The following is a 25,379-nucleotide window of genomic DNA, read 5'->3' as shown; positions in this document are numbered from 1 at the left end:
CGTTCCGCCTTGACCGCCCGTCCCACATGTTATTTGTTTGTAAGCAAGCAAATAAAATGTGGGGCGGAAGCACGGTATGGGTGCGGCGGGAGCGCAGAAGCGACCGGTGGCGGAGGCGGAGCCCGACGTCGCCATCCGGCGTCGCCGCACGCAGGCCGAGCGCCGGGCGGAGGCGGAATCCCGCGTCCTCGCCGCCACCGCCGAACTGGTGGCCGGGAAGGGCATCGACGGCGTCACCCTCGCCGAGGCGGGCGAGCGCGCCGGTTACAGCCGCGGCCTCGCCGGCCACTACTTCCGCTCGAAGGACGAACTCCTCGCCGCCATGGCCGAGGCCATCCACGACGAATTCAACCTGCAGCGCCGCGAGCGCCTGCGCGGCACGGCGGGCCTTGCCCGCCTGATGGCGACGATCGACGCCTCCTTCGAACGGACCTCCGTCGGCATGGTGAAGATGCGCGCCTACATCGCCGTGCTGATGGGCGCGGCCCACAAGCCGGCGCTCGCCGAGGCGGTGGCGACCTTCAACCGCGACTCGGCCACCGAGTTCGGCCGCCTCATCGCCAGCGCCATCGAGGCGGGTGAGATCCGCCCCGACATCGACGCGCGCACCCAGGCGCTCATCCTCTCGGCCGCCCTGCGCGGCATCATGGCCCAGTGGGTCCTCGACCCCGAGGGCGTCGACCTTGCCCGCATCCGCGCCGAATTCATGGGGCTCGTCTCGCGCAGCCTCGCCCAACCCCGATCCTGACCGCTAACGATCCACAAAGGAGGAAGTCCATGGATTTCTCGATGTCCGAACGCCAGCGCTACTGGCGCGACCGCGTGATCGCCTTCATGAACGCCCACGTCTATCCGGCGATCCCCACCTACGACGCCCAGATGGAGGGCTTCGGCTCCAATCGCTGGCAGGTCGTGCCGGTGCTCGAGGAGCTCAAGGCCAAGGCGAAGGCCGAAGGGCTCTGGAACCTCTTCCTCCCGCCCTCCGCCGAGCATGACGACGACGAGTTCCACGGCGCCGGCCTGACCAACCTCGAATACGCCATGTGCTCCGAGCAGATGGGCCGCGTCGGCTTCGGCTCGGAAGTGTTCAACTGCTCGGCCCCCGACACCGGCAACATGGAGGTGCTCCATCGCTACGGCACGCAGGATCAGAAGGAACAGTGGCTGCGTCCCCTGATGGCCGGCCAGATCCGCTCCGCCTTCCTGATGACCGAGCCGGCGGTGGCCTCCTCTGACGCCACCAACATCGAGACCTCCATCCGCCGCGACGGCGACCATTACGTCGTCAACGGCCGCAAGTGGTGGTCCTCGGGCGTCGGCGACCCCCGCTGCAAGATCGCCATCGTCATGGGCAAGACCGACACCGGCGCGGCCAAGCACATGCAGCAGTCGCAGATCCTCGTGCCGCTCGATACGCCCGGCGTGAAGATCCTGCGCCACCTGCCGGTCTTCGGCTTCGACGACGCGCCGCATGGCCATTCCGAGGTGCTGCTGGAGAACGTGCGCGTTCCCGCCGGCAACCTGCTGCTCGGCGAGGGCCGCGGCTTCGAGATCGCCCAGGGCCGTCTCGGGCCTGGCCGCATCCATCACTGCATGCGCACGATCGGCGTCGCCGAGATGGCGCTGGAGAAGATGATCAAGCGCATCCAGTCGCGCGTCGCCTTCGGCAAGCGCGTCTCCGAGCAGTCCGTGTGGGAGCAGCGCATCGCCGAGGCCCGCATCGACATCGAGATGACGCGCCTCCTCTGCCTCAAGGCGGCGGACATGATGGACAAGGTCGGCAACAAGGTCGCCAAGCTCGAGATCGCCATGATCAAGGTGGCGGCGCCGCGCATCGCCCTGAAGGTCATCGACGACGCCATCCAGGCCCACGGCGGCGGCGGCGTGACCACCGACTTCGGTCTCGCCAAGGCCTATGCCCACATCCGCACCCTGCGCCTGGCCGACGGCCCGGACGAGGTGCACAACCGCTCCATCGCGCGGATGGAGATGGGCAAATACGCCAACCATTGAGGTGAGGGGCCGCCGGTCCACCGGCGGCCCGTTCGATCCATGCCCCACCCGCACCCTCCCCTCGCTGACGCGAGGAGAGGGGGACTTCGACGTCGCAGCGGCCCCGATGGGTTGGGCCTGGCCCGACGCGCGCTCTTCAGTCGCAACGCGGTAGTCCGCCTCTCCCTGAAGCGGAGCGAACAGGGGGAGGATAAGGGTGGGGCCTTTTCATCCGCAGGGAACGCCAAGGAGGAAACGCCATGAATCTCTTCGACATGAGCGGCAAGGTCGCCGTCATCACCGGGTCCTCGCGCGGCATCGGCCGCGCCATTGCCGAGCGCATGGCCGAGCACGGCGCCAAGGTCGTCATCTCGTCCCGCAAGGCCGGTCCCTGCGAGGAGGTGGCGGGCGCCATCAACGCGAAGCACGGCGCGGGAACCGCCATCGTCGTGCCCGCCAACATCTCGTCCAAGGAGGATCTCCAGCGCCTCGTCGACGAGACGCGGGCCCAACTCGGCCGCATCGACGTGCTGGTCTGCAACGCCGCCTCGAACCCCTATTACGGGCCGATGGCAGGGATCACCGACGATGCCTTCGGCAAGATCCTCACCAACAACATCGTCGCCAACAACTGGCTGATCTCCATGGTGGTGCCGGAGATGATCGCGCGGAAGGAGGGCTCCATCATCATCGTCTCCTCCATCGGCGGCCTGCGCGGCTCGGAGGTGATCGGCGCCTACTGCATCTCCAAGGCCGCCGACATGCAGCTCGCCCGCAACCTCGCCCACGAGCACGGCCGCCACAACATCCGCGTCAACTGCATCGCCCCCGGCCTCATCAAGACGGATTTTGCCAAGGCGCTGTGGGAGGACAAGGAAGCCCGCGAGGCGCGCGAGCGCGAGACGCCGCTGCGCCGCATCGGCGACCCCGACGAGATCGCCGGCGCCGCCGTCTATCTCGGCTCGAAGGCCTCGACCTACATGACCGGCCAGTGCCTGGTGGTGGACGGCGGCGTCACGATCTAAGGTTCATTGCCTTCGGGAGGTGAGACCGGTCGCCCTGCTCGGCAGAAGTGCGTCCTTCGAGGCTCGCCCGGCAAGACGCTTCGCGTTTTGCCGGCGGCTCGCACCTCAGGATGAGGGTGGGTGGTGCCTTGCACGGCGCCTGACCAAGCCGAACGTTTAAGCATCTTTTTCCCGGGGGCGAGGCTCAACCTTCCTCATCCTGAGGTGCGAGCCCCCGGCGATGCGCCAGCATCGTCCGGAAGCGAGCCTCGAAGGACGCACTTCCTGAGGGTAGGGTGAGGGGCATCGGCAAACACAAGAGTGAGGGGCCGAGGGTCCGACCGCCTCAATACAGCCCGCGCCCGCCGTTGATCTGCACCGTCTCGCCGGTGATGAAGGCCGCCTTGTCGGAGGCGAGGAAGAGCACGAGGTTGGCGACGTCCTCCGCCGTCCCCTCGCGCCGGAGCGGGGTTCCCTCGACCGCCGACTTCCGGCCCTCCGGCGTGTTGAACTGCACGTGGAACCGCGTGTCGATCAGCCCCGGCGCGACGCCGTTCACCCGGATGCCGAGCGGCCCGAGCTCCTTCGCCAGCGCCCGCGTATAGGTGACGATGGCGCCCTTCGACGAGGCGTAGTGCAGGGCGCCCGGCCCGCCGCCGTCCATCGCCGCCAGCGACGACATGGTGACGATGGCGCCCGACTTCTTCTCCGCCATGATCTTCACCGCCGCCTGGCAGGTGAGGTAGGTCGACATGACGTTGAGGTCGAAGGCCCGCTGCCAGAGGTCGAGCGAGGAGTCGATCGTGCCGATCCGCTGCAGGATGCCGCCGGCATTGGTGAAGACCACGTCCACCGTTCCGAAGGCGCGCACCACCGCGGCGAAGGCGGCGTCCGTCTCGTCCTGCTTGGTCAGGTCCGCCTTGATGGCGAGGGCCTGTCCGCCGGCGCCGGCGATCTCCTTCTCCAGCGCGTTCGCTTCCGTGCCGCTGGAGATGTAGGTGAAGGCGACCTTCGCGCCGGCCTTCGCGAAGGCGCGGGTCGCCGCCTCGCCGATACCTGATGCGCCGCCGGTGACCAGCGCGACCTTGCCTGTGAAATCCATGATGCACTCCCTCGCGGTGGCGATGGGGCCGCGCAGTGCGCGGCCGCTGTCAGTTCAGGAATTCCGGCGAGACCAGGCTCGGCAGGAAGAGCGTCACCTTCGGCCAGACGATGACCAGCGCCAGCACCATGAACAATGGGATCAGCATGATCGCCGTGTCCTTGATCGCATCGCGCATGCGCATGCCCGCGACCGCGCAGGCGATCATGAGACAGAGCCCGTAGGGTGGCGTGACGAGGCCGAAGGCCAGCGAGACGATGCCGATCATGGCGAAATGGACCGGGTCCATGTCCACCGCCTTGGCCAGTGGCTGCAGGATCGGCCCGCAGATGATGATGGCGGGGATCGCGTCGAGGAAACAGCCGACGATGAGGAAGACGGCGGCGACGAAGAAGCCGGTGGCGATGAAGCCCATGTTCCAGGCGGAGACGCCGGTGAGGATAGCCTCGGGGATCTTGTAATAGGCCAGCAGCCAGCCGAAGCAGCTCGCCGTGCCGACGCAGAACAGGATTACGCCGGTGAGCCGGCCGGTGTCGAGCAGCGCGCCATAGAGCCCCTTCAGGTTCATCTCGCGATAGACGACGAAGGAAAGCACGCCGGCATAGAGCACGGCGATGGCCGCCGATTCCGTCGCCGTGAACCAGCCGAAGATCTTGCCGCCGATGATGATGCCGGGCGTCAGAAGCGCCAGGAACGAATGGGCGCAGGCGCAGATGAAGGCCCGCCAGGTCTCGCGCGGATAGGTCGGGTAGCCGCGTTTGACCGCATAGACGTGGACGGTCGCCATCTGCGCCCCGGCGATGAGGATGCCGGGGATGATGCCGGCGAGGAAAAGGGCGCCGATCGACGTCGTGAGAATTCCGCCCCAGACGATCATCAGGATCGACGGGGGAACGATGACGGCGAGCACCGCGGAAACGGCGGTGATGGCGACGGAGAAGGAGTCGTCGTAGCCGGCGCGGCGCTGGGCCTCGATGAAGATCTTCGACTGGCTGGCGGCATCTGCCGTGGACGAGCCGGAAATGCCGGCGAAGAACAGCGACAGGAGCACGTTGATCTGCGCGAGCCCGCCAGGCCAGTGGCCGACCATGCTGCGCGACAGCTTCAGGAGGCGGTCGGTGATGCCGCCGATGTTCATCAGGTTGGCGGTGAGCAGGAAGAAGGGCACCGCCAGCAGGATGAAGGAATTGAAGGCGTTGAAGCTCTCCGACATCAGCGTGACGGTGTCGAGCCTGGGCTCGATCATCAGGATCGGCAGGCATGCGAGGCCGAGGGCGAAGGCCACGGGGACGCGCAGCGCGAGGAGCCCGAAGAAGGCCCCGAACAGCACGAAGGCCGCCTGGCCGGCTGTGAGGACGGCGCCGCTCATAGGTTCAGCGTCCCTGCTTCGATGTCGTGCACGGCCGGCTTGACCGGCGGCGCCTTGCGACCGGCGGCGATGAGCACGTCGTCCCACATCTGCTCGCCGAGGAAGACGATCCAGGTCACACCCATCAGCGGCCAGGGCAGGTGGATGAGCCAGAGCGGCAGGTCGGCGAGTTCGGAGGTTCGAAACCAGGCGAACTCGACGAACTTCGTGCCGGCGAAGACGAAGACACAGGCGAGGAGAAGGGTGCCGCAGCGCCCGACGAGTCGGGCGACCGCCTCGGCCCGCGGCGGCAGTTCAGGCATCACGTCGACCTCGAAATGGGTCGACTCGCGAACGCCGATCATGGCCCCGATGGAAATGGTCCAGATGAAGAGGAACCGCGCCATCTCCTCGGTCCAGATGTAGCTGGGGATCAGCGCGGTGTGCCGCGAGAAGATCTGCAGGCTGACCGGAATGATCAGGATGGCGACCGATGCCACCACGAGGTGGGACAGGAGGCTGGCATAGGCCGCCGTAAACCGCCGCCAGAGGCTCGGTGCCTCCCCCACGGCTGGACTGTCGGACGGGGTCATGATGCGCTTTCAGAAGGCGAGAGCAGAGAAGGCGAAGGGCCGGTGCCTGGCACCGCGCGGGGCCGGCCCGCCGCGGTGCGGGGGCCGGCCGGCACGGTGGCGTCAGACGCCGCTGACGCTGCTGAAGATCGCCTCGGCGCCGATCTCCTTGGCATAGGCGGCCATGACCGGATCCGTCGCCTTCTTCATCGCGTCGCGCTCCTCGAAGGTGACGCGCTTCAGGCGGCCGGCCTTCTCCAGCGTCTCCAGCTTGGCGCTGTCCTCGCCCGATTCCACCTGACGGCCGTATTCGCCCGCCTCGGAGCCGGCGGCGATGATGGCGTCCTGCAGGTCCTTCGGCAGCGTCGCCAGCATCTTCATCGAGAAGCAGATCGGCCGGATCGACACGGCGTGCTGGGTCAGCACCAGGTTCGGCGCCACCTCGTAGAACTTCATCGCCTCGACGCCGGCCGCCTCGTTCTCGCCGGCCTGGATGACGCCGTTCTGGATGGCGTTGTAGACCTCGTTGTAGGCGATGACGGTGGGCGACATGCCGGCCGCGGCGAAGGTGCGCGACCAGATCGGCGCGCCCTGCACGCGGATCTTCAGGCCGCGCATCTCGGCCATGTTCTTGAACGGCTTGTTGGCGAAGATGTTGCGGGTGCCGCCGCCGGCATGGCCGATCAGCCGCACGCCGGCGCGCTTCTCCACCTCGTCCTCGATGGGCTTCAGCACGTTCGCCTTCACCACCTTGCCCATGTGGTCGACGTCGCGGAAGACGAAGGGCGCGTCGATGAAGGGCGCGGCCCGGGCGAAGGTCGACATGTGCGCCGGCGAGACGATGGCGTAGTCGACCGCGCGGCCCTGGGCCATGTACTCGAAATACTGCTTCTCCAGGCCGAGCGAGGAGTTCTTGTGCAGGTTGAAGTTGACCGGCTTGCCGTAGAGCGCCTTCACCCGCTCCTCGAAGCGGACCAGCGCCTTGGTGAAGGCATGGTCGTCGTTGAACTGGACGGCGCCGTTCAGCGTCACGGGGGCCTGCGCCCTGAGGATGCCGGGGCTCGCGATCACGGCCGCGGTCGCGCCGAGGCCGAGGATGACCTGCCGGCGATCCAGCCCGCCGCGCATGTGGATGTCCTTGCGCATGTTCATTGCAACTCCTCCCGAGGGTTGTCGTGCACTCTTGCGGTGCGCCCATGTTGTTCTGGGTCAGGCGGGGAGTATGTCAGAACGATCCGGCGGCGGACAATTGCAAAAGCCCATGCTGCGGCGCGAATTTAAATGGATTTATAGTGCAGTGCGGGATCTGGTGCCGCTGCATTGCAGCAACGTCGCCGATGGCTCAGGTCACGGGTTATGCGACAGCTTGACGCCACGCTGCGGGAGGCAATCCGTCGCAGGCACCGGCCCGCGCAGCTAACCTTTCTGTAGCTGTTCGTTTCCTAAGTATTTCGCGCAAGGAAGGGCCGCGATCCACAGATCAGGTCCGTCTTTGCCACGCCGCGCGCGAGTTCCACAGGGGTGAAGCGTGTTCACCATGATGATTAAGGACGCATTCACAATGTCCGTTCGGCGCACACGATCGCTGCTAGTGTCAGGGTAATGCTCGAGCCGATCGAAAAACACTCGATGGAGGAGGCGCGTGCCCTGCTGGCGCGCGGCTTTCCCATGCGTGCCCCGGCGTTCTGGGCATCGGGGCTCGAACGCCTCGCTGCCTTCCACGAGGCCGCGTCCCTCGGTCCCGTCGGCCAGATCATGCGCATGAAGGGGGAGGCGGTCGGCGTCATCCTGACCATGCGCAGCCGCCGCGACGGCCAGGAGGGGGCAGCGTCTCGTTCGGTCGTCAACCTGTCGAGCTGGTACGTGGACGAGCGCTTCCGCCTTCTTGCGCCGCGCATGCTGCAGCAGGTCCTCGCCGAACCCGTGGACACCTTCACCGATCTCACCCCCAGCCCGCCGGTCACCGACATGATCGGCCGTTTCGGTTTCGAACGCCGCTTCGACGGCGGCGCCATCCTCGCCTTGCCGATGCTGGCGCTGCGGATGGGCCCGGGCCACGTCGCGCCCGTCGAGACCGCCTCTGTCGACGCCGGAACCGGACGCATGGTGGAGGATCACCTCGGCCTCGGCTGTCTCGCCTGTGCGCTGGTCGAGGGGGATACGGCGAGGCCGGTCGTCTTTGCTGCGGGACGCCGCAAGGGCCTGCCGGCCGCCCGTCTGGTCTATGCCGACGACCTCGCCTCAGTTCGTCGCAACCTCGGCGAAATCGCCCGTTTTCTGCTCGCCAGGGGTGTCATCTGCCTCGAAATGCCGACGAACCGCAGCGATGTCACCCCCGGCACATGGTTTTCCGGTCGGTCCCGCCCGACCTTCGTCCGCGGCCTCGACGCCACGGCGGCGGTCGACCACGCCTATTCGGAATTTGTTTTCCTGCGCATCTGACACTGCCCTCGAACCCCAGGGAGAAAGCCGTGACGACCGAGACGATGGACGTTTCCGAGGAGATCGCATCCTTCCTGCAGGGCCGCTTCCCGGCGCTTGCCGGACGCCGGCTCGACGCCGGCACCCCGCTCCTCGCCAGCGGCGCCATCGACTCCCTCGGCATCCTCGAACTCGTCACCTTTCTCGACGAGCGCTTCGGCGTCCAGATGATGGACGACGACTTCGACCCGGCCAACTTCGAGACGCTCGGTCAGCTCGTCGCCTTCGTGGAGCGCCAGCGCGCGTGACGACACCCCCGTATCTCCTCCATCACCTCCTCGAACAGGCCGCCGCCTCCGGGGCGGACCGCATCGCCGTCGTCGATGGCGAGCGGCGGGCGACCTATGCCGGGCTTCTCGCCGCGGCGCGCCGCTGTGCCCGGCTCTGCCGCGACCGCGGTATCGCGCGCGGTGACCGCGTCGCCATCGTCCTGCCGAAGAGCTTCGAGGAATGCTGGGCGATCTTCGGCATCGCCATGGCCGGCGGCGTCTTCGTGCCGGTCAACGCCCTCCTGAAGCCGGCCCAGGTCCGCCACATCGTCGCCGATTGCGGCGCCCGCATCGTGCTGACCCTCGGCGAAACCGTCCCGTCGCTGGAGGAGGCCTTCGCGGGTCTCGACGTCGAGGTCATCGCCGTCGACGCGTTGCCGCCTGAAGCACCGGCCGACCTGCCGCCGGCGGGTGGCATCGGCGAGGACCTCGCGGCCATCCTCTACACCTCCGGCTCCACCGGGCGGCCCAAGGGCGTCATGCTCAGCCACCGCAACCTGCTCGCCGGCACGCGCATCGTGCGCACCTATCTCGGCATCACCGAGGACGAGCGCATCCTCTCCGTGCTGCCCTTCAGCTTCGACTATGGGCTCAACCAGCTGCTCACCGCGGTGGAGCAGCGCGCCCGCATCGTGCTGCTGACCTTCCAGTTCGGCGCCGACATCGTGAAGGCCATCGTCGAGCACGGCATCACCGGCCTCGCCGGCGTGCCGACCATCTGGGCGATCCTCACCCGCGCCACGCCGATGCTGGCGAAGACGCCGCTCCCGACGCTCCGCTACATCACCAATTCCGGCGGCGCGGTGCCCTCCGAGACGGTGGCGCGCCTGCGCGAAAAGCTGCCCGGCACGCGCATCTTCCTGATGTATGGCCTGACCGAGGCCTTCCGCTCCACCTATCTGCCCCCTGAGGAGGTTGAGCGCCGCCCGACCTCCATCGGCAAGGCGATCCCCGAATGCGAGATGCTGGTGGTCACCGCCGACGGCCGCCGCGCCGCGCCCGGCGAACCCGGAATCCTCGTCCATCGCGGCCCCACCGTGTCGCTCGGCTACTGGAACCGGCCGGACGCCACCGCCGAGGTGCTGCGCCCCCATCCGTTCCGCCCGGCGACCGAGGGCGGCGAGACCGTCTGCTTCTCCGGTGATCTCGTGACGGAGGACGCCGAGGGCTTCCTCTATTTCGTCGCCCGCAATGACGCGATGATCAAATCCTCCGGCCACCGCATCAGTCCGACCGAGGTCGAGGAATGCCTGATGGCCATGGGCCATTTCCAGCAGGTGGCGGTGATCGGCCTGCCCGACCCCTTCGCGGGCCAGAAGGTCCATGCCGTGGCTGTGGCCCTCGGCGCGGTGGACGGCGCGGCGGTTCTGCAGGCGGCAGCGGCCGAGCTCCCGCCCTACATGGTGCCGCGCGAGCTGGAACTCGTGGAACGCCTGCCCGTCACCCCCAACGGCAAGGTCGACTATGTCGGCCTGGTGCGCGAGCGCAGCCATGGCGCCTGAGGCGAGCCTCACCGACCGTCTCGTCGCCGGCCAGTTCGGCGCGGACGGCCCCGACCTCCTGATCGGCGGCATCCCGGCCCGCGCTCTCGCCGAGCGCTTCGGCACGCCGCTCTTCGCCTATGACGCGGCGCTCATTCGTGCCTCCTACCGCGCGCTGGCGGCCGCGCTCGAGGGATTCGCCGGCATCCATTATTCGATCAAGGCCAACCCGAATCCCGCCGTGGTGCGCGTGCTTCACGCGGAGGGGGCCGGCATCGAGATCGCCTCCCTCGGCGAGTTTCGCGCCGCGCTCGCGGCCGGCGTCGACCCCGGGCACATCCTCTTCGCCGGCCCCGGCAAGCGCCGCTCGGAGCTTGAGGCGGTGATATCAGCCGGCATCGGCGAGATCCATCTGGAGAGCACCGAGGAGATGGCCCATGCCGAGGCCATCGGCGCTGCGCTCGGGCGCCGCGTCGCCGTCGCCATCCGCGTCAATCCCGTGGCCGAGGCCCAGGGCGGTGCCATGCGCATGGGGGGCAAGGCGGCGCCCTTCGGCTTCGACGAGGAGGATCTCGAGGCGGTCGTCGACCGGGTCGCGGCCTCGCCCCACCTCGACCTGACCGGGGTCCATCTCTTCGCCGGAACGCAGATCCTCGATGCAGCTGTGCTGCTGGGTCAATGGCGCCACGGCCTTGCTGTGGCCTCCCGCGCCGCCGCCCGTCTCGGACGTCCGCTCCGCACCATCGATCTCGGCGGCGGCCTCGGCATCCCCTATTTCACCGGTGACGGCACCCTCGACCTCGCGGCGGTGAAGGCGGGCGTGCCCGACCTCGTCGCGCAGAAGGCCGCCGATCCCCTCATCCGCGACGCCCATGTGCTGGTCGAGCCCGGCCGCTATCTCGTCGGCAGCAGCGGCGTCTATCTCGCATCCGTTCTCGCCGCCAAGGTCTCGCGCGGCCAGCGCTTCCTCGTCGTCGACGGCGGCATGCACCACCACCTCGCGGCCTCCGGCAATCTCGGCCAGGTCATCAAGCGGGACTATCCGGTCGTGCCGGCCTCGCGCATGGGCGAGCCCGTCGCCGGCCCCGCCAGCGTCGTCGGGCCGCTCTGCACGCCGCTCGACACGCTGGCGCGCAAGGTCGACATGCCCGTGATGACCGAGGGCGATCTCGTCGCCGTGCTGCAGTCGGGCGCATACGGCCCGACCGCGAGCCCCGCCGGCTTCCTCAGCCACCCCGCTGCTGCCGAGGTCCTGGTGGACGGCGGCGAGGCGCGGCTGATCTCGCAGGCTCAGTAGACCGAGGCCTTGGCCAGCGCCGCGCCCTTGGCTGCGAGGGTGGCGTCGACCCAGCTGCGATCGAGCGTGCCCTCGGCGATGGCCTTCATCGTCGCGTCCTCGGCGGCGAGCTGCTTGCGGGCGAGGGCGGCGATGGTCGCCACCTCCGCCCGCGGAACGGCGAGCACCCCGTCGGCATCGCCCACGATCAGGTCGCCCGGCGCCACGTGCTGGCCGCCGATGATCGCCCCGGTGTTGATCTCGCCGGGCCCGTCTTTGTACGGGCCGCGATGGGTGACGCCGGCGGCGTAGACCGGCAGGCTCATGGTCGCGAGGGCGTCGGAATCGCGGATCGCGCCGTCGATGACGAAGCCCGCCACGCCGTTCTTCAGCGCGAGTGTCGCCATGATCTCGCCGATGATGGCGTTGGTCAGGTCGCCGCCCGCCTCCACCACCACCACGTCGCCCGGGCCGGCCATGTCGATGGCCTTGTGGACGAGGAGATTGTCGCCCGGACGGGTCCTCACCGTCAGCGCGAAGCCGAGCAGCGGCGTGCCGTCGTGCATCGGCCTGAGCGCCGGCCCGGCGGCGAAGAGGCGGGCCATGTTGTCGCTGAGGAGCGGCGTCGGGATGCCGGCGAGCAGCGCCGCGAGCGCGGGATCATTGGCGTGGGGCTTCGGCAGAATCTGGAAACCGAGGGACATGGCGGGACCTGTCAGCCGTTGAAGGATTCGATGGCGGGGATGTCGAGCAGGTCGAGGAGGGCACGCTTCTCGGCCTCGGTTCCCGAGCCTTCGAGGATGATGAGCGTCCGGCCGAGCAGCACCTGGATGTTGCCGTCGCGCGAATGCACCGCCGTCTTGCCCTTGAAGCGGAAGACGCGGCCGACGGCGCCGAGGAGCTGGGCGTTGGAGAAGAGCGGCGCCATCTGCGCGATGAGGGGGGAGTTGGCCAGCACCTGCACGGTCACGTGGCGCTCGCCGATGCTGTAGCGGCGCTTGGCGATGAGGCCGCCACCGAACATGGCCGCGGCGCTGGCGTCGGTCTCGGCCTCGTCCGCCGTCCAGCCGCGCGGCGGGGCGGGCAGGAAGCGCGACAGGCCGGTGGCGCTGCGCTGGGCGAGGAGTTGGGAAGCGACGTCGAGCGCAGCCTTGGCGGCCACGAGGTCGTTCGCCTGGTAGGCGCGGCGGGCCTCCTCGATCGCGTCCCGGATGTCGTCGGCGAGGGCGGGGGAGGCGACGGCGATCGTCGCGGCGATGGCGGCTGCGCGCAGCAGGCGGGTCAGCGTCATGGCGGTTATCCTCATCGGCATGATCCGGCGCTCCGACCGGAATCGTCTGTCGTCCCGGCTCCGCCTATAGCGGTTCACCGGAGCGATGGCACGCCCCCCGGACGGGTGGCGGCTCCGCCGGACCTGCGGCCTATTCGCTCGCGAGGATCATGTTGCGCACGATTGGATAGACCTGCCCCTCCCATTTCCGGCCGCTGAACACGCCGTAATGGCCGACGCCGGCCTGCATGTGATGGCGCTTGCGGAAGGGCTTCAGCTTCGAGGCGAGGTCGTGCGCCGCCACCGTCTGGCCGAGCGAGCAGATGTCGTCGCGCTCGCCCTCCACCGTCAGCAGCGCGGTGCGGCGGATGGCCGACGGGTCGACCGGCCGGCCCTTGTAGGTCAGCTCGCCCTTCGGCAGCAGCGCCCGCTGGAACACCTTGTCGATGGTCTCGAGGTAGAATTCGGCGGTGAGGTCCAGCACCGCGAAATACTCGTCGTAGAAGGTCTTGATCGCCTCGGCCTTCTCGGTCTCGCCGCGCACAAGGTGGCCGTGCAGGTCGAGATGCGCCTTGATGTGCCGCTCCCGGTTCATCGACAGGAAAGCAATGAGCTGGAGGAAGCCCGGATAGACCCGCCGCCCGGCGCCGGCGCAGGGCAGCGGCACCGTGGAGATCAGGTTCTTCTCGAACCATTCGTAGGGGTGGTTGAAGGCGAGCTCGTTGACCTTGGTCGGGTTGATCCGCACGTCCACGGGGCCGGCCATCAGCGTCAGGCTGCTCGGCTGGTCGGGATCGCCGGCCTGGGCCATGACCGAGGCGGCAGCCAGCGCCTGAACGCAGGGCTGGCAGACAGCCACCACGTGGCTGCCCGGCCCCAGCACATGCAGGAAGTCGATGAGGTGCTCGACATATTCGTCGAAGCCGAAGCGCCCCGCCGTCCAGGGCACGTCGCGGGCGCTGTGCCAGTCGGTGATGAAGACGTCGTGGTCCTGAAGCAGGGTCTTCGCCGTGTTGCGGAGCAGCGTGGCGAAATGGCCGGACAGGGGCGCAACCAGCAGCACCTTCGGCTGGGTGACCTCGGTGTCCTTGCGGAAGTTGAGGAGCGTGCCGAAGGGCGTGACGTGCGTGGCGACCTCCGTCACCGCCACCTCGCGGTTGCCGACGCGGACGCTGGTGATGCCGTAGTCCGGGCGTGTATGGGTGAACCCCGTGCGGCCGATCATCTCCCAGGTCGCCATCATCTCCCGGCCGACGCGACCGCCCTGGGCCGTGAGCGCCGACCCGAAGGCGGCGCCGGCCATCCGGGCAGCGTCGCGCACGGGCTCGAACATCCGGCTCTGGAATTCGAACGCGTGATAGAGCATGGGCCGCCCCGGGTGGGTCGAGATGCCACCTTGGCATCGATCCAAAAAAAGCTAGTGCACTTTCTGCTGCACTGCGAGAGTATTCTTTCAGTGCGGTTTCCGCGTCGTAGCGCCCGCCCAGGGGAGGTTCGGATGGCCAAGGCCAAGCTCACGATCTCGAGCAAGAACTACTCGTCCTGGTCGCTGCGCGGCTGGCTCTTGTGCAAGATGGCCGGCATCCCCTTCGACGAGGTGCCGGTCTCCCTCGACGATCCCGGCCAGCGCGCCGAGCTTCTCCTGCTCTCGCCCTCGTTCCTCGTGCCGGCCCTGACCGACGACGGCGCCAAGATCTGGGGCACCTGGTCCATCGCAGAATATCTGCACGAGGCCTTCCCCAAGGCCGGCCTGTTCCCGGCCGACCGGGTGGCCCGCGCCCATTGCCGGTCGATCTCCGGAGAGATGCACGGCGGCTTCCAGAACCTCCGCTCGGCCCTGCCGATGAACCTCAAGGCCCACCATCCCGGCTTCAAGGTCTGGGCCGGCGCCCAGCCCGACATCGACCGCATCCTCGCCATCTGGGGCGAGTGCCTGACGACCTATGGCGGCCCCTATCTCTTCGGGTCGACCCCGACCGTCGCCGACGCCATGTACGCACCGGTCTGCATGCGCTTCTACACCTACGACGTCCCCATTGATGCCACAGCCGCAGCCTACTGCCGGACCATCATGGATTGGGCGCCGCTGAAGCAATGGATCGCATCCGCCAAGGCCGAGCCCGAGGAGATCGAGGAACTGGATGTCGAATTCTAGGACCGGTCGCGGCCGCCGCCTGTCTGTCCTCCTGCTGCTGCTCTTCGCCCTGCCCATCGGCTGGTCCGCCGGCCACTATGCCGTCGGTTATCCGGGCCCGGACTGGTCGACGGAGGGACGCGCCAGCGCCGGCCTGCTGAAGCCGGCCGCCGAGACGCCGCAGGCGCTTATCCGCGTCTATGCCGCCCGCACCGTGCGCTGGCGTGGCATCTTCGCCACCCATACCTGGATCGTCGTCAAGGAGGCGGGCGCCGCCCGCTACGACCGCTTCGACTACACGGCATGGGGAGAACCGATCCGCACCAACGGCTTCGTCGCCGACGGCCGATGGTTCGGGCGCGATCCCGAACTCGTCTTTGCCGCCGACGGCGAGACGGCGGCCGCCGCCATCCCGAAGATCCGCGCCGCCATCGCCGGCTATGTCCACGCCAACCGCGGCGACTACCGCGCCTGGCCGGGGCCCAACTCCAACACTTTCGTCGCTGCCGTCATGGCCGCAGCCGACCTCGGCGCCAGCCTGCCGCCCACCGCCATCGGCAAGGACTTTCCCCACGACGGGCGCTGGATCGGCCCGGCGACCGCCGGCCTCGGCTTCCGCGCCACCCTCGGCGGCTATCTCGGTCTGACGCTCGGCTGGTACGAGGGCATCGAGGTCAGCGTCTTCGGTGCGGTGCTCGGCCTCGACATCCGCCGCCCGGCCATCAAGCTGCCGGCGATCGGGCGGATCGGCATGGGCGAGAGCTTCGTTTAGTCGCGTCTGCTTTCTGAAGAAGGCCCCACCCGTTCTCCTCCTCGCTACCGCGGGGAGGGGTCTTCGACGGCTACGCTTCTCGGCCTGGTCGAGCCAGGCACGACGGATGCGAGGAGGGCGTGAGGTCACAGTCCCCCTCTCCTCGCGTCAGCGAGGGGAGGGTGCGGGCGGGGCTATTCAGCGGAACCGCTCGACCTCTACCCGTATCCCGCCCGCTTCAGCCGGTTGACCGTCAGGTCCATCGCCGAGAGGAAGGCGGAGCGGTCGCGGGGCGAGAAGGCCGGCGGGCCGCGCGTCTGCCCGCCCGCCGAGCGGATGTCGTCCATCAGGTTGCGGGTGGCGAGCGCCATGCCGATGGAGCCGGCGTCGAAGATGCGCCCGTTCGGCGCCAGGGTCGCCGCGCCCGCCTTGACGGTGCGGGCCGCGAGCGGAATGTCGGCGGTGATGACGATGGCGCCAGCCCCGGCGCGCTCGGCGATCCAGTCGTCGGCGACGTCCGGTCCCTCGCTCACCACCACGCGCTCGATCCACGGCTCGCGGGGCACGGCGATGGGGCTGTTCGCCACCACCTTCACGTCAAGGCCGTAGCGCTGCGCGACGCGATAGACCTCGTCCTTCACCGGACAGGCGTCGGCGTCGACATAGACGACGATCGGGCCGCCCGCCGCCATGGCTCAGCGGCGCTCGCGGTTCTTGCGGTGCTTGAAGCCGCCGCGCTCGGCCTTGCCCTTGGAGGCGCCCGGCGGCGGTCGCTTCTTCGCATAGGGCTTGGCGTCGCGGGGCTCGCGGGCCTCGTCGGGCCGCTGGCGGAAGCGCGGCGGCGGCGCGCCGCCCTCGCCCTCCTGGATCGGCGTGATGAACACGTCGTCCGCATTGGCCTTGCGGGCATTGACGATGAAGGTTTCGGCGAGCGCCGCCGACACCTGGAACTCGGTCGTCGTGTCGTGGATGCGGATGGCGCCGATGTCGTCGCGGGTCACCTTGCCGCGCCGGCAGATCATCGGCAGCAGCCATTTCGGATCGGCACGGTTCTGCCGGCCGACATCGGCGCGGAACCAGGCCATGTCGCCGGTCATCTTCAGGTCGCGCTCGGGACGGCCGCGCGGGCCGGCCGTGGCGCTGCGGGCAAAGCCCGGATCGGAGACCTCCTCCGGCTCGGGCAGGCGCGAGCGCAGCACGCGGGCGAGCGCGACGGCGATGTCCTCTGGCGACTTGCGCTCCATCAGCACGGCGGCGACCTGGCTGTCCTCCTCGCTCGGCTCTTCCGTCAGCAGCGGATCGGCGAAGATGCGCTCGCGGTCGAGGGCGCGGATGTCGTCCGCCGTCGGCGGGCCCGCCCATTCGGCGCGGATACCGGCTTCCGCCAGCAGGCTCTCGGCGCGGCGGCGCCGGGTGGTCGGCACCAGGAGGACGCTGACGCCCTTGTTGCCGGCGCGCCCCGTGCGGCCGGAGCGATGCTGCATCACCTCGGCGTCGTGCGGCAGTTCGGCATGGATGACGAGGGCGAGGTTCGGCAGGTCGATGCCGCGCGCCGCCACGTCGGTGGCCACGCAGATGCGCGCCCGTCCGTCACGCAGCGACTGGAGCGCGAGGTTGCGCTCGTGCTGGCCGAGCTCGCCAGACAGGAACACGGCGGAGAAGCCGCGCTCCACCAGAGTCGCCTGCAGGTGGCGCACCGCGTTGCGGGTGTTGGCGAAGATGATCGCTGTCTTCGGCTCGAGCTGGCGCAGCACGTTGACGACGGCGTGCTCCACCTCGTTCGGGAAGACGCGGATGACGCGGTAGTCGATGTCCTGGTGTCCGCGCTCGCCGGCGCCGGACTCGATGCGCAGGGCGTTGCGCTGGTAGCGCTTGGCCAGCGTGGCGATGGCGGCCGGGATCGTCGCCGAGAACAGCAGGGTGCGCCGGTCCTCGGGCGTCGCGTTGAGGATGAACTCGAGGTCCTCGCGGAAGCCGAGGTCGAGCATCTCGTCGGCCTCGTCCAGCACCACGGCCTTGGCCTCGAAGGGTTCGAGCGCGCCGCGCTCGATATGGTCGCGCAGGCGGCCCGGCGTGCCGACGACGATATGGGCGCCGTCCTCGAGCAGGCGCCGCTCGCGGCGGGCATCCATGCCGCCGACGCAGGCGATGATGCGCGCGCCGGTGTCGGCATAGAGCCAGGTCAGCTCCCGCTGGACCTGCAGGGCGAGTTCGCGGGTCGGCGCCACGATCAGCGCCAGCGGCGCGGCGGTGCGGTGCAGGCGCTCGGCATCGCCCATCAGCGTGTCGACGAGCGCGAGACCGTAGGCCACCGTCTTGCCGGAGCCGGTCTGGGCGGAAACGAGGAGGTCGCGCTCTGCCGCCGCCGGCGCCAGCACGGCGCTCTGCACGGGGGTGAGATCGACATAGTCCCTGGCGGCGAGGGCCGCGGCCAGTTGGGGCGGAATGAGGGCTTCGGTCACGGTGCGGAATGTCCTGGAATGGGTCCGCGCCGGCTGGAGGAAGAGCCGGTCAGGGATCGGCGGACATGGCGGCGTCGGATGTTGGCCGTCTCCCTAGGCCCATCCGCGGAAAAAAGCCACGTATTTCGCAGCTGCGGTAAACTTGGGGGCTCAGCCGAGCTCGGCGGCGATCTTGCGCAGGAGGGCGAGGAACTCCGCCTTCTTCTCGCGGCCGACGATGCGGTCGAGCTCGCGGTCGTGTTCCAGCGCCGCGCGCATCAGCCGCTCGCGCAGGGCGCAACCGGCCGGCGTCAGGGTCAGCGTGTAGCTGCGCCGGTCGTGCGGCGTACGCTCGCGCAGCACCAGGCCGCGCTTCACGAGGTCGTCCAGCGTCGAGGTGAGGGTCGACTTGTCGCGCCCCGCCGCCTTGCCAAGCGCCGTCTGGGTCATGCCCGGATTTTCCGCGATGAGCGTCAGCACGGCGAAGCGCCGCGGCTTGAGATCGGCATCGCCAACGCGCTGCGCGAAGGCGCGGAACGAGGCCTCCTGGGCGATGCGCAGGTGGAAGCCGATGAAGTCGCCGAGCGGGCCGAGGCGCGCCGGTTCCTCCCGGCGGCTGCCGGTCGTCGCATGTGGTTCGGTCGGGTCGGTCTCAGTGCGGGCCATCGGTCCCTGCCGGGCCTCGCGGCGCCCGTGTTCACCATGACCATCGCACGGCCGGTCCGGACCTCACAAGACGGTGTTGACTCGAACAGTTGGATGTCCAACTAATTCCCTCCCGCAAGCAGGGCTGCCGATGTACACCGCGTCCACCGCCTTTCTGGAAGCGCTCGCCGAAGCCGGCGTGGAGTACCTGTTCTCCAATTTCGGCAGCGACCACCCCGCACTCATCGAGGCGCTGGCGGAAGCCCGCGCCGCCGGCATCGCCATGCCGAAGGTCGTCACCTGCCCGAACGAGATGGTGGCGCTCACTGCCGCGCAGGGGCACGCCCAGGTCTCCGGCCGCGCCCAGGCCGTCATCGTCCACGTCGAATGCGGCACCCAGTCGCTGGCCGGCGCCGTCCACAATGTCTCCAAGGGCCGCGTGCCCGTGCTGATCTTCGCGGGGGCCTCGCCCTTCACCCAGTTCGGCGAGATGAAGGGCAGCCGCAACGAGTTCATCCAGTGGATCCAGGACGTCCACGACCAGCGCGGCATCGTGCGCGGCTACATGCGCTACGACGCCGAACTGCGCACCGGCCGCAACATCAAGCAGATGACCTGGCGGGCCATGCAGTTTGCCCATTCCGACCCCAAGGGGCCGGTCTATCTGATGGGCGCCCGCGAGGTGATGGAGGAAGCGCTCGACCCCGCGGCGCAGGCCGGCCTCGCCGTCGAGGACTTCGCCCCCATCGCCCCGGCCGCCCTGCCGCAGGAGGCGGTCCACGCCCTCCTCACCGATCTCGCGGCCGCCCGCCGTCCGCTGGTCGTGACGTCCTATCTCGGCCGCAATCCCCGCGCCGTGGCGGAGCTGCAGCGCCTCGTCGGGCCGCTCGGCATCGCCGTGCTGGAGAGCGTGCCGAACGCGGTGAACCTGTCCCACGACGACCCGATGTATCAGGGCTGCCAGTGGAACGAGCCGCGGCAGAATCCCCTCCTCGCCGAGGCGGATGTCGTGGTCGTCGTCGATTCGGACGTGCCGTGGATCCCGACCGTGTCGAAGCCGCGGGGCGATGCCAGGATCTGGCACCTCGACGTCGATCCGCTGAAGCAGGACATGCCGCTCTGGTCGATCCCGGCCCGCCGCGTCTTCCGCGTCCATGCCGAGACGGCGCTCGCCCAGCTCAACGCCGGCCTCGACCGCATCACCCTCGACGTCGCCCGCATCGGCGAGCGGCGCGCCCACTACGCCAGCCTGCACGAGGAGCGGAAGGTGGCTCTCGCCCGCGCCGAGGCCAAGCCCTCCGGCGACCGGATCACGGCCGAATACGTCACCGCGTGCGTGCGCGCCCATGTTGACGCCGACACGATCGTGCTCAACGAGGGCATCACCAACTATCCCGTCGTGGTGAACCACATCGCGCCGACAAGGGCCGGGCAGATGCTCAATTCCGGTGGCGGCAATCTCGGCTGGACCGGCGGTGCCGCCATCGGCGCCAAGCTCGCCGCGCCGGGCAAGACGGTGATCGCCCTGACCGGCGACGGGTCCTACATGTTCTCCCAGCCCTCCACCGTCCACTGGATGGCGCGCCAGTATGGAACGCCCTTCCTGCAGGTGGTATTCAACAACCGGGGATGGCGCGCGCCCCGCTATTCGACCCTGGCGGTCCATCCCGCCGGCCATGCCAGCCGCGCGGAGGATATCGGCGTCGCCTTCGATCCGCCGCCGGACTACTCTGAGATCGCGGCCGCCGCCGGCGGTGCCCATGCCCGCAAGGTCAGGCACCCCGACGAGGTCGAGAGCGCGATCGCGGAGGCGATGCATATCGTGAAGACGGAGAAGCGGGCGGCTGTCCTCGACGTGTGGCTGCCCCATCTCATGGAAGGCTGAGGAAACGATCCGGACCGATCCGGCGGCGCTGAACGACCGCGGACGGAACGACAGGGAGGAACAGAGGATGACCACAGGGATTTCGACGCGCCCCGACCGCCGGCAGGTCGTGGCCGCCGGCATGGGCCTTGGCGCGCTGGTGGCGGCGCCCGGCCTTCTCAGGGCGCAGGCCTGGCCGAGCCGCAACATCCGCATCGTCGTCGCCTTCCCGCCGGGAGGCGCCGCCGACATCGTGACGCGGCACCTCGTCGAGCGCCTGACGCAGGAATGGGGGCAGGCGGTCATCGTCGAGAACCGCGGCGGCGCCGGCGGCAACGTCGCCTCGGCCGAGGTGGCGCGCTCCGACCCGGACGGCCATTCGCTGCTCATCACCTCGAGCGCCGTGGCCATCAACCACCTGCTCTATGCGCGCATGCCGCTCGACACGTTCAAGGACCTCGCCCCCGTCGGCATGGGCATCACGGTTCCGAACGTCATGGTCGTGCCGGCGGCCTCCGCCGACAAGACCGCGGCCGAGCTCCTGGAGCGCGCCCGCGCCAATCCCGGCAAGCTCACCTACGGCTCCGCCGGCATCGGCTCGTCCATCCACATGGCCGGCGAGCTGTTCAAGTATCTCGCCAAGGTCGACATGGTCCACGCGCCCTACCGCGGTGCCGGCCCAGCCATGAACGACCTGATCGGCGGCCGCCTCGACGTGATGTTCGACACGCTCACCGTCTCCGCCGCGCAGATCAAGGGCGGCCTCATCCGCCCCCTCGGCGTGTCGACGAAGGAGCCGCTGCCGGAACTGCCGGGCGTGCCGGTCATCTCCTCCGTCGTGCCGGGCTACGAGATGCAGTCCTGGTTCGCCTTCTTCACCGCCGCCCGCACGCCGCCGGAGATCGTGGCGCGTCTGTCGACCGGTCTGAACAAGGCGCTGCACGACCCCGGCGTGGTCAAGCGCCTCGCCGAGATCGGCACGACGCCGGTCGGCTCGACGCCCGAGCAGCTCGCCGCCGCCATGGAGGCGGAGGTCAGGCTCTGGGAGCCGGTGATCAAGGCCGCCAACATCCGCATCAGCGGCTGACGGCGGGAGACGACATCCGGGCGGGCCGCCAAGAGCCCGCCGGGTGAAGGGACGATGGGAATGCCAACCCCCGGACGGGGACACCAGAGGAGGTCCACGATGAGCACATTCAAGCCCACACGCCGCGCCGTCGTCGGCGGCATCGCCGCCGCGTCGCTGGCCGCGCCGCAGGTCCGCGCCCAGGCCGGCCCGGTCAAGATCGGCTTCTCCATTTCGAAGACCGGGCCCAATGCCGGCGGCGCCAACGTCACCACGCTGCCGAACTACCAGCTCTGGCTCAAGGAGACGAACGACGCGGGCGGCCTGAAGCTGCCCGGCGGCCAGCGCCGGATGATCGAGTTCGTCGAGTATGACGACCGCTCCCAGTCCGAGGAGGCGGTGCGCAACATCGAGCGCCTGGTCAACCAGGACAAGGTCGACCTGCTGCTGCCGCCATGGGGCACGGCGATGAACCTCGCGGTGGCGCCCTCCTTCAACCGCGGCAGCTTCCCGCACCTCGCCTCCACCTTCTTCGTCGAGCGCCAGCCCGAGCTGGTGAAGCGCTGGACCAACATGTTCCTCTTCCTCGACCGTCCCTCGACGGCGATCACGGCGCTGACCGACCTCCTGGCGACGCTGAAGGACAAGGGTCTCGGCAATACGGTGGCGCTCGCCTCCGTGCAGGATCAGTTCGGCCTCGAGCTGGTCAGTGCCGCCCGCGCCGGCATCGCCAGGGCGGGCTTCCAGATCGTCATGGACCGCCAGTATCCCCCGGGCACCCAGGACCTGGCGCCGATCGTTTCCGAGGCGGCGCGCCTGAAGCCCGACATGTTCCTCGCCTTCTCCTATCCGCCGGACACCCTGGCGCTGACCGAGCAGGCGCGCATCGGCGGTCTCAACCCGAAGGTCTTCTACACCGCCGTCGGCACCGCCTTCCCGCTCTACAAGCAGCGCTTCGGCGCCAATGCCGAGGGCGTCATGGGCATCGGCGGCGTCGACGTGACCAACGCGAAGATCAAGGACTACATCGAGCGCCACAACCGCATCGTCGGCCGCGAGCCGGACCGCTGGGCCTCGACCACGACCTACTCGACCCTGCAGGTGCTCACCCAGGCGATCGAGCGCGTCGGCATCGACAAGGCGGCCATCGTCAAGGACGTGGGCTCCCAGTCCTTCGAGACCATCCTCGGCACCATCAAGTTCGTCGACAACCAGCGCGTCGACCAGTGGTGGGTCGGCCAGTGGCAGCAGGGCGAGTTCGTGGCCCTCGCCCCGACCAAGGTCGGCGGCACCAAGGCGCCGGTGTTCCCCAAGCCCGCCTGGCCGACGGCGTGACGGACAGGGCGGAGCACGCTCATGTGCTTCGCAGGAAGGCTGCGCGACGAATTCCCCTCCCCCCGCTTGCGGCGGAAAGGGTGGTCCGGGCGCAGCGGAGGACCGGGTGGGGGGCGACACTGTCCCCCCACCCCCGACCCCTCACCGCCGCAAGCGGGGGGAGGGGAGTGACGCATGCGGTGTTGCATGTCCGGAGACGCTGAATGTTCCTCGTCGACGTCATCCTGTCGGGCCTGATCCTCGGCGGCATGTACGCGCTGATCGCCATGGGGCTGTCGCTCCAGTACGGCGTGGCGCGGATCATGAATCTCGCCTATGGCGAGTTCACCATCGCCGCCTCCTTCATGGCCTACCTTTTGTTCACCGCCGCGGGCATCAGCCCGATCCTGGCTCTGGCGGTGGCCATGCCGCTGTCCTTCGTCCTCAACTGGGGCATCTACCGCGTGCTGATGACGCCGCTGGTGCGGCGGGCGAAATCGCCCGGCGCGCTGGAAGTCGATTCCATCCTCGCCACCTTCGGCCTGCTCTTCGTCGTCCAGGGCATCATGCTGGTCGCCTTCGGCGGCTCCTATGTCAGCTATTCCTACCTCGCCGTCCCCGTGCAGATCATCGGCTCGACGGTGGCGCTCAACCGCCTCCTCGCCGCCGGCCTCGCGGTCGCCATCGCCCTGGCTCTCACCGCCTTCCTCATGCGCACCCGCATCGGCACCGCCATCCGCGCCGTGGCCGTGAACCCCGCCGCGGCCCCCCTCGTCGGCATCGACACGACCGCCTATGCCGCCTTCGCCTTCGGCCTCGGCGGTGCCCTCGTCGCCGCCTCCGGCGTGCTGGTCTCGATGTTCTTCACCTTCAACGCCTCCATGGGCGTCGTCTTCACCATGAAGGCGCTGATCGTCGTCATCATGGGGGGCGTGGGCAACATCTTCGGCGCCCTCGTCGCCGGCCTCATCCTGGGCCTCGCGGAATCGCTCACCGCCGCCTTCCTCGACGGCGGCCTGACGCTCGCCGTCAACTTCGCCCTCTTCCTCGCCATCCTGCTGGTCAAGCCCACCGGCCTGTTCGGAAAGGCCGCCAGATGACGCTGAAGGACTGGACGCTTCCCCTGATCGTGCTGGCCGCTGCCGCGGTGCTGGCGCCGCTCCCCGTCGTCGCCGGCTCCTACTGGATGGCGCTCCTCGTCAACATCCTGATGTATGCGACGCTCGCCACCGCCTGGGCTCTGTTCTCCGGCCCGACGCACTACGTCTCGCTGGCCACCGCCGCCTTCTTCGGGCTCGGCGCCTACACCATGGCCTTCCTCGGCGAGAAGCTGCCCCTGCCACTGGTCTATGGCGTCGCCGCGCTGATCGGCGCCGTCGTCGCCACCGTCGTCGGCCTCTCGACCCTGCGGCTCTCCGGCGTCTACTTCGTCATCTTCACCTTCGGCCTCGCCGAACTCGTGCGCCAGCTCGTCACCTGGGGCGAGGCGAAGTACGGCGGCACGGTCGGCCGCTTCGTCTTCATCGACGTCACCCAGCAGGGCATCTACTGGATGCTGCTCGGGCTGCTCGTGCTGATCCTCCTCGCGGGGTTCGCCATCCAGCGCTCGCGCCTCGGCTGGGCGCTGCGCGCCATCGGCGAGGACGAGACGGTGGCCCGCCACGCCGGCATCGACACCACCGTGTCGAAGGTCGCGGTCTTCGTCGTCTCCGCCACCTTCATGACCGTGGTGGGGGCGATCATGGCGCCGCGCTGGACCTATATCGACCCATCCATCGCCTTCAACCCGATCATCTCCTTCCAGGTGCTGATCATGGCGCTGCTCGGCGGCGCCTCGCGGCTCTACGGGCCGATCCTCGGCGTCGTGCCGCTCGCCATCCTCTTCGAAATCCTGCAGGCGAACTTCCCCAATTCCTTCTCCATCCTGCTCGGCCTCGCTTTCCTGGTGATCGTCTACTTCGTCCCGAACGGCATCGTCGGCCTCATCGACCAGGGCCGCGGCGCCTTCAACCGGGCGACCCGCCGTCGCCCCCATCCGGCGGAGTGAGCCCATGCGTCCGCTGATCGAACTCCACGGCGTCTCCAAGAGCTTCGGCGGCCTGCGCGCCGTCGACGGCCTCACCGCCACCATCCGCCGCGGCGAGGTGGTCGGCCTCGTCGGCCCCAACGGCTCCGGCAAGACCACCGCCCTCAACCTCATCACCGGCAATCTCACAGCCGATTCCGGGGCCATCGTCTTCGAGGGCCGCTGCATCGAGCGCGACGGCGCCCACCGCATCACCCGCGCCGGCATCGCCCGCACCTTCCAGCTGGTGCGGGTCATGCCGACCATGACGCTGGCCGAGAACGTCGCGGTCGGCGCCATGTTC

25 protein-coding genes are annotated in these 25,379 nt (G+C 69.1%); 15 read left to right on the top strand and 10 right to left on the bottom strand.

What is annotated here, in order from left to right; all coding sequences use genetic code 11:
- The first annotated feature begins 76 nt into the window (after positions 1–76).
- The 3 genes from ACT6XY_RS05605 (at position 77) to ACT6XY_RS05595 (ending at position 3,017) form a co-directional block, all read left to right on the top strand.
- Positions 77–748 (top strand): TetR/AcrR family transcriptional regulator, encoded by a 672-nt coding sequence (locus tag ACT6XY_RS05605; protein WP_444747348.1) that lies wholly within the window; start codon positions 77–79, stop codon positions 746–748.
- Positions 749–777: 29 nt separating this feature from the next.
- Positions 778–2,013, top strand: coding sequence for an acyl-CoA dehydrogenase family protein (locus ACT6XY_RS05600; protein ID WP_444747347.1), 1,236 nt, complete (start codon positions 778–780; stop codon positions 2,011–2,013).
- A gap of 239 nt (positions 2,014–2,252) precedes the next feature.
- Complete coding sequence (locus ACT6XY_RS05595) at positions 2,253–3,017, top strand: SDR family NAD(P)-dependent oxidoreductase (RefSeq protein WP_444747346.1); 765 nt, start codon at positions 2,253–2,255, stop codon at positions 3,015–3,017.
- Between the two features lie 325 nt (positions 3,018–3,342).
- Here ACT6XY_RS05595 and ACT6XY_RS05590 read toward each other — a convergent pair whose 3' ends face one another.
- The 4 genes from ACT6XY_RS05590 to ACT6XY_RS05575 all read right to left on the bottom strand — a co-directional run bounded on the left by ACT6XY_RS05590 (position 3,343) and on the right by ACT6XY_RS05575 (position 7,170).
- Positions 3,343–4,098 (bottom strand): SDR family NAD(P)-dependent oxidoreductase, encoded by a 756-nt coding sequence (locus ACT6XY_RS05590; RefSeq protein WP_444747345.1) that lies wholly within the window; start codon positions 4,096–4,098, stop codon positions 3,343–3,345.
- 49 nt (positions 4,099–4,147) lie between these two features.
- Positions 4,148–5,467: a TRAP transporter large permease gene (locus ACT6XY_RS05585; protein WP_444747344.1), complete on the bottom strand. Its 1,320-nt coding sequence runs from the start codon at positions 5,465–5,467 to the stop codon at positions 4,148–4,150.
- On the bottom strand, positions 5,464–6,039 hold the full coding sequence (locus ACT6XY_RS05580; RefSeq protein WP_444747343.1) for a TRAP transporter small permease: 576 nt from the start codon (positions 6,037–6,039) through the stop codon (positions 5,464–5,466). The genes ACT6XY_RS05585 and ACT6XY_RS05580 overlap by 4 nt, the downstream gene beginning before the upstream one ends.
- A gap of 102 nt (positions 6,040–6,141) precedes the next feature.
- A complete protein-coding gene (locus tag ACT6XY_RS05575; RefSeq protein WP_444747342.1) occupies positions 6,142–7,170 on the bottom strand; it encodes a TRAP transporter substrate-binding protein in 1,029 nt (342 codons plus the stop codon).
- A 450-nt stretch (positions 7,171–7,620) separates the two neighbouring features.
- On the opposite strand from ACT6XY_RS05575, the gene ACT6XY_RS05570 reads away from it, so the two are divergent.
- The 4 genes from ACT6XY_RS05570 to ACT6XY_RS05555 are packed head-to-tail and all read left to right on the top strand — an operon-like array spanning position 7,621 to position 11,546.
- Positions 7,621–8,460, top strand: a complete 840-nt coding sequence (locus ACT6XY_RS05570) for a hypothetical protein (RefSeq protein ID WP_444747341.1) — start codon at positions 7,621–7,623, stop codon at positions 8,458–8,460.
- 29 nt (positions 8,461–8,489) lie between these two features.
- Positions 8,490–8,747: an acyl carrier protein gene (locus ACT6XY_RS05565; RefSeq protein WP_444747340.1), complete on the top strand. Its 258-nt coding sequence runs from the start codon at positions 8,490–8,492 to the stop codon at positions 8,745–8,747.
- Positions 8,744–10,270, top strand: coding sequence for an AMP-binding protein (locus ACT6XY_RS05560; RefSeq protein ID WP_444747339.1), 1,527 nt, complete (start codon positions 8,744–8,746; stop codon positions 10,268–10,270). Before ACT6XY_RS05565 ends, ACT6XY_RS05560 begins: the two co-directional genes overlap by 4 nt.
- Positions 10,260–11,546 carry a type III PLP-dependent enzyme gene (locus ACT6XY_RS05555; protein WP_444747338.1) on the top strand — a complete coding sequence of 429 codons (1,287 nt, stop codon included), beginning with the start codon at positions 10,260–10,262 and terminating at the stop codon, positions 11,544–11,546. Before ACT6XY_RS05560 ends, ACT6XY_RS05555 begins: the two co-directional genes overlap by 11 nt.
- Here the strand turns inward: ACT6XY_RS05555 and ACT6XY_RS05550 are convergent.
- The 3 genes from ACT6XY_RS05550 to ACT6XY_RS05540 form a co-directional block, all read right to left on the bottom strand.
- On the bottom strand, positions 11,540–12,229 hold the full coding sequence (locus tag ACT6XY_RS05550; protein WP_444747337.1) for an RraA family protein: 690 nt from the start codon (positions 12,227–12,229) through the stop codon (positions 11,540–11,542). The genes ACT6XY_RS05555 and ACT6XY_RS05550 overlap by 7 nt on opposite strands.
- 11 nt (positions 12,230–12,240) lie before the next feature.
- Positions 12,241–12,816, bottom strand: coding sequence for a hypothetical protein (locus ACT6XY_RS05545; RefSeq protein ID WP_444747336.1), 576 nt, complete (start codon positions 12,814–12,816; stop codon positions 12,241–12,243).
- Between the two features lie 130 nt (positions 12,817–12,946).
- Positions 12,947–14,161 carry a polyhydroxyalkanoate depolymerase gene (locus ACT6XY_RS05540; protein ID WP_444747335.1) on the bottom strand — a complete coding sequence of 405 codons (1,215 nt, stop codon included), beginning with the start codon at positions 14,159–14,161 and terminating at the stop codon, positions 12,947–12,949.
- Positions 14,162–14,293: 132 nt separating this feature from the next.
- Here ACT6XY_RS05540 and ACT6XY_RS05535 point away from each other — a divergent pair, with 132 nt between their 5' ends.
- Both ACT6XY_RS05535 and ACT6XY_RS05530 read left to right on the top strand, forming a co-directional pair.
- Entirely contained in the window at positions 14,294–14,950 is a 657-nt protein-coding gene (locus tag ACT6XY_RS05535; RefSeq protein WP_444747334.1) for a glutathione S-transferase family protein, read from the top strand.
- On the top strand, positions 14,937–15,701 hold the full coding sequence (locus ACT6XY_RS05530) for a DUF3750 domain-containing protein (RefSeq protein WP_444747333.1): 765 nt from the start codon (positions 14,937–14,939) through the stop codon (positions 15,699–15,701). The genes ACT6XY_RS05535 and ACT6XY_RS05530 overlap by 14 nt, the downstream gene beginning before the upstream one ends.
- Positions 15,702–15,898: 197 nt before the next feature.
- Here the strand turns inward: ACT6XY_RS05530 and ACT6XY_RS05525 are convergent, their stop codons facing one another.
- The 3 genes from ACT6XY_RS05525 to ACT6XY_RS05515 form a co-directional block, all read right to left on the bottom strand.
- Positions 15,899–16,372, bottom strand: coding sequence for a YaiI/YqxD family protein (locus ACT6XY_RS05525; RefSeq protein ID WP_444747332.1), 474 nt, complete (start codon positions 16,370–16,372; stop codon positions 15,899–15,901).
- A 3-nt stretch (positions 16,373–16,375) separates the two neighbouring features.
- Positions 16,376–18,142 (bottom strand): DEAD/DEAH box helicase, encoded by a 1,767-nt coding sequence (locus tag ACT6XY_RS05520; RefSeq protein WP_444747331.1) that lies wholly within the window; start codon positions 18,140–18,142, stop codon positions 16,376–16,378.
- Between the two features lie 150 nt (positions 18,143–18,292).
- The gene (locus ACT6XY_RS05515) at positions 18,293–18,787 is read right to left on the bottom strand and encodes a MarR family winged helix-turn-helix transcriptional regulator (RefSeq protein WP_444747330.1); all 495 of its coding nucleotides are present in this window, start codon (positions 18,785–18,787) and stop codon (positions 18,293–18,295) included.
- A 130-nt stretch (positions 18,788–18,917) separates the two neighbouring features.
- Between ACT6XY_RS05515 and ACT6XY_RS05510 the strand changes: the two genes are divergently transcribed.
- The 6 genes from ACT6XY_RS05510 to ACT6XY_RS05485 all read left to right on the top strand — a co-directional run.
- On the top strand, positions 18,918–20,651 hold the full coding sequence (locus ACT6XY_RS05510; protein ID WP_444747329.1) for a thiamine pyrophosphate-requiring protein: 1,734 nt from the start codon (positions 18,918–18,920) through the stop codon (positions 20,649–20,651).
- A gap of 67 nt (positions 20,652–20,718) precedes the next feature.
- On the top strand, positions 20,719–21,717 hold the full coding sequence (locus ACT6XY_RS05505) for a Bug family tripartite tricarboxylate transporter substrate binding protein (RefSeq protein ID WP_444747328.1): 999 nt from the start codon (positions 20,719–20,721) through the stop codon (positions 21,715–21,717).
- A gap of 99 nt (positions 21,718–21,816) precedes the next feature.
- Positions 21,817–23,031 (top strand): amino acid ABC transporter substrate-binding protein, encoded by a 1,215-nt coding sequence (locus tag ACT6XY_RS05500; RefSeq protein WP_444747327.1) that lies wholly within the window; start codon positions 21,817–21,819, stop codon positions 23,029–23,031.
- Positions 23,032–23,234: 203 nt separating this feature from the next.
- Positions 23,235–24,110, top strand: coding sequence for a branched-chain amino acid ABC transporter permease (locus ACT6XY_RS05495; protein WP_444747326.1), 876 nt, complete (start codon positions 23,235–23,237; stop codon positions 24,108–24,110).
- Positions 24,107–25,057, top strand: coding sequence for a branched-chain amino acid ABC transporter permease (locus ACT6XY_RS05490; RefSeq protein WP_444747325.1), 951 nt, complete (start codon positions 24,107–24,109; stop codon positions 25,055–25,057). Before ACT6XY_RS05495 ends, ACT6XY_RS05490 begins: the two co-directional genes overlap by 4 nt.
- A gap of 4 nt (positions 25,058–25,061) precedes the next feature.
- Positions 25,062–25,379 (top strand): ATP-binding cassette domain-containing protein (locus ACT6XY_RS05485; protein WP_444747324.1); only part of this gene is annotated, 318 nt, incomplete at its 3' end.

The sequence above is a fragment of the Phreatobacter sp. genome (assembly GCF_052440005.1).
In the GTDB taxonomy this organism is placed as follows: Bacteria; Pseudomonadota; Alphaproteobacteria; order Rhizobiales; family Phreatobacteraceae; genus Phreatobacter.
The sequence above is the reverse complement of the archived record's forward strand: the minus strand, read 5'-3'. Positions and strand labels throughout refer to the sequence as shown.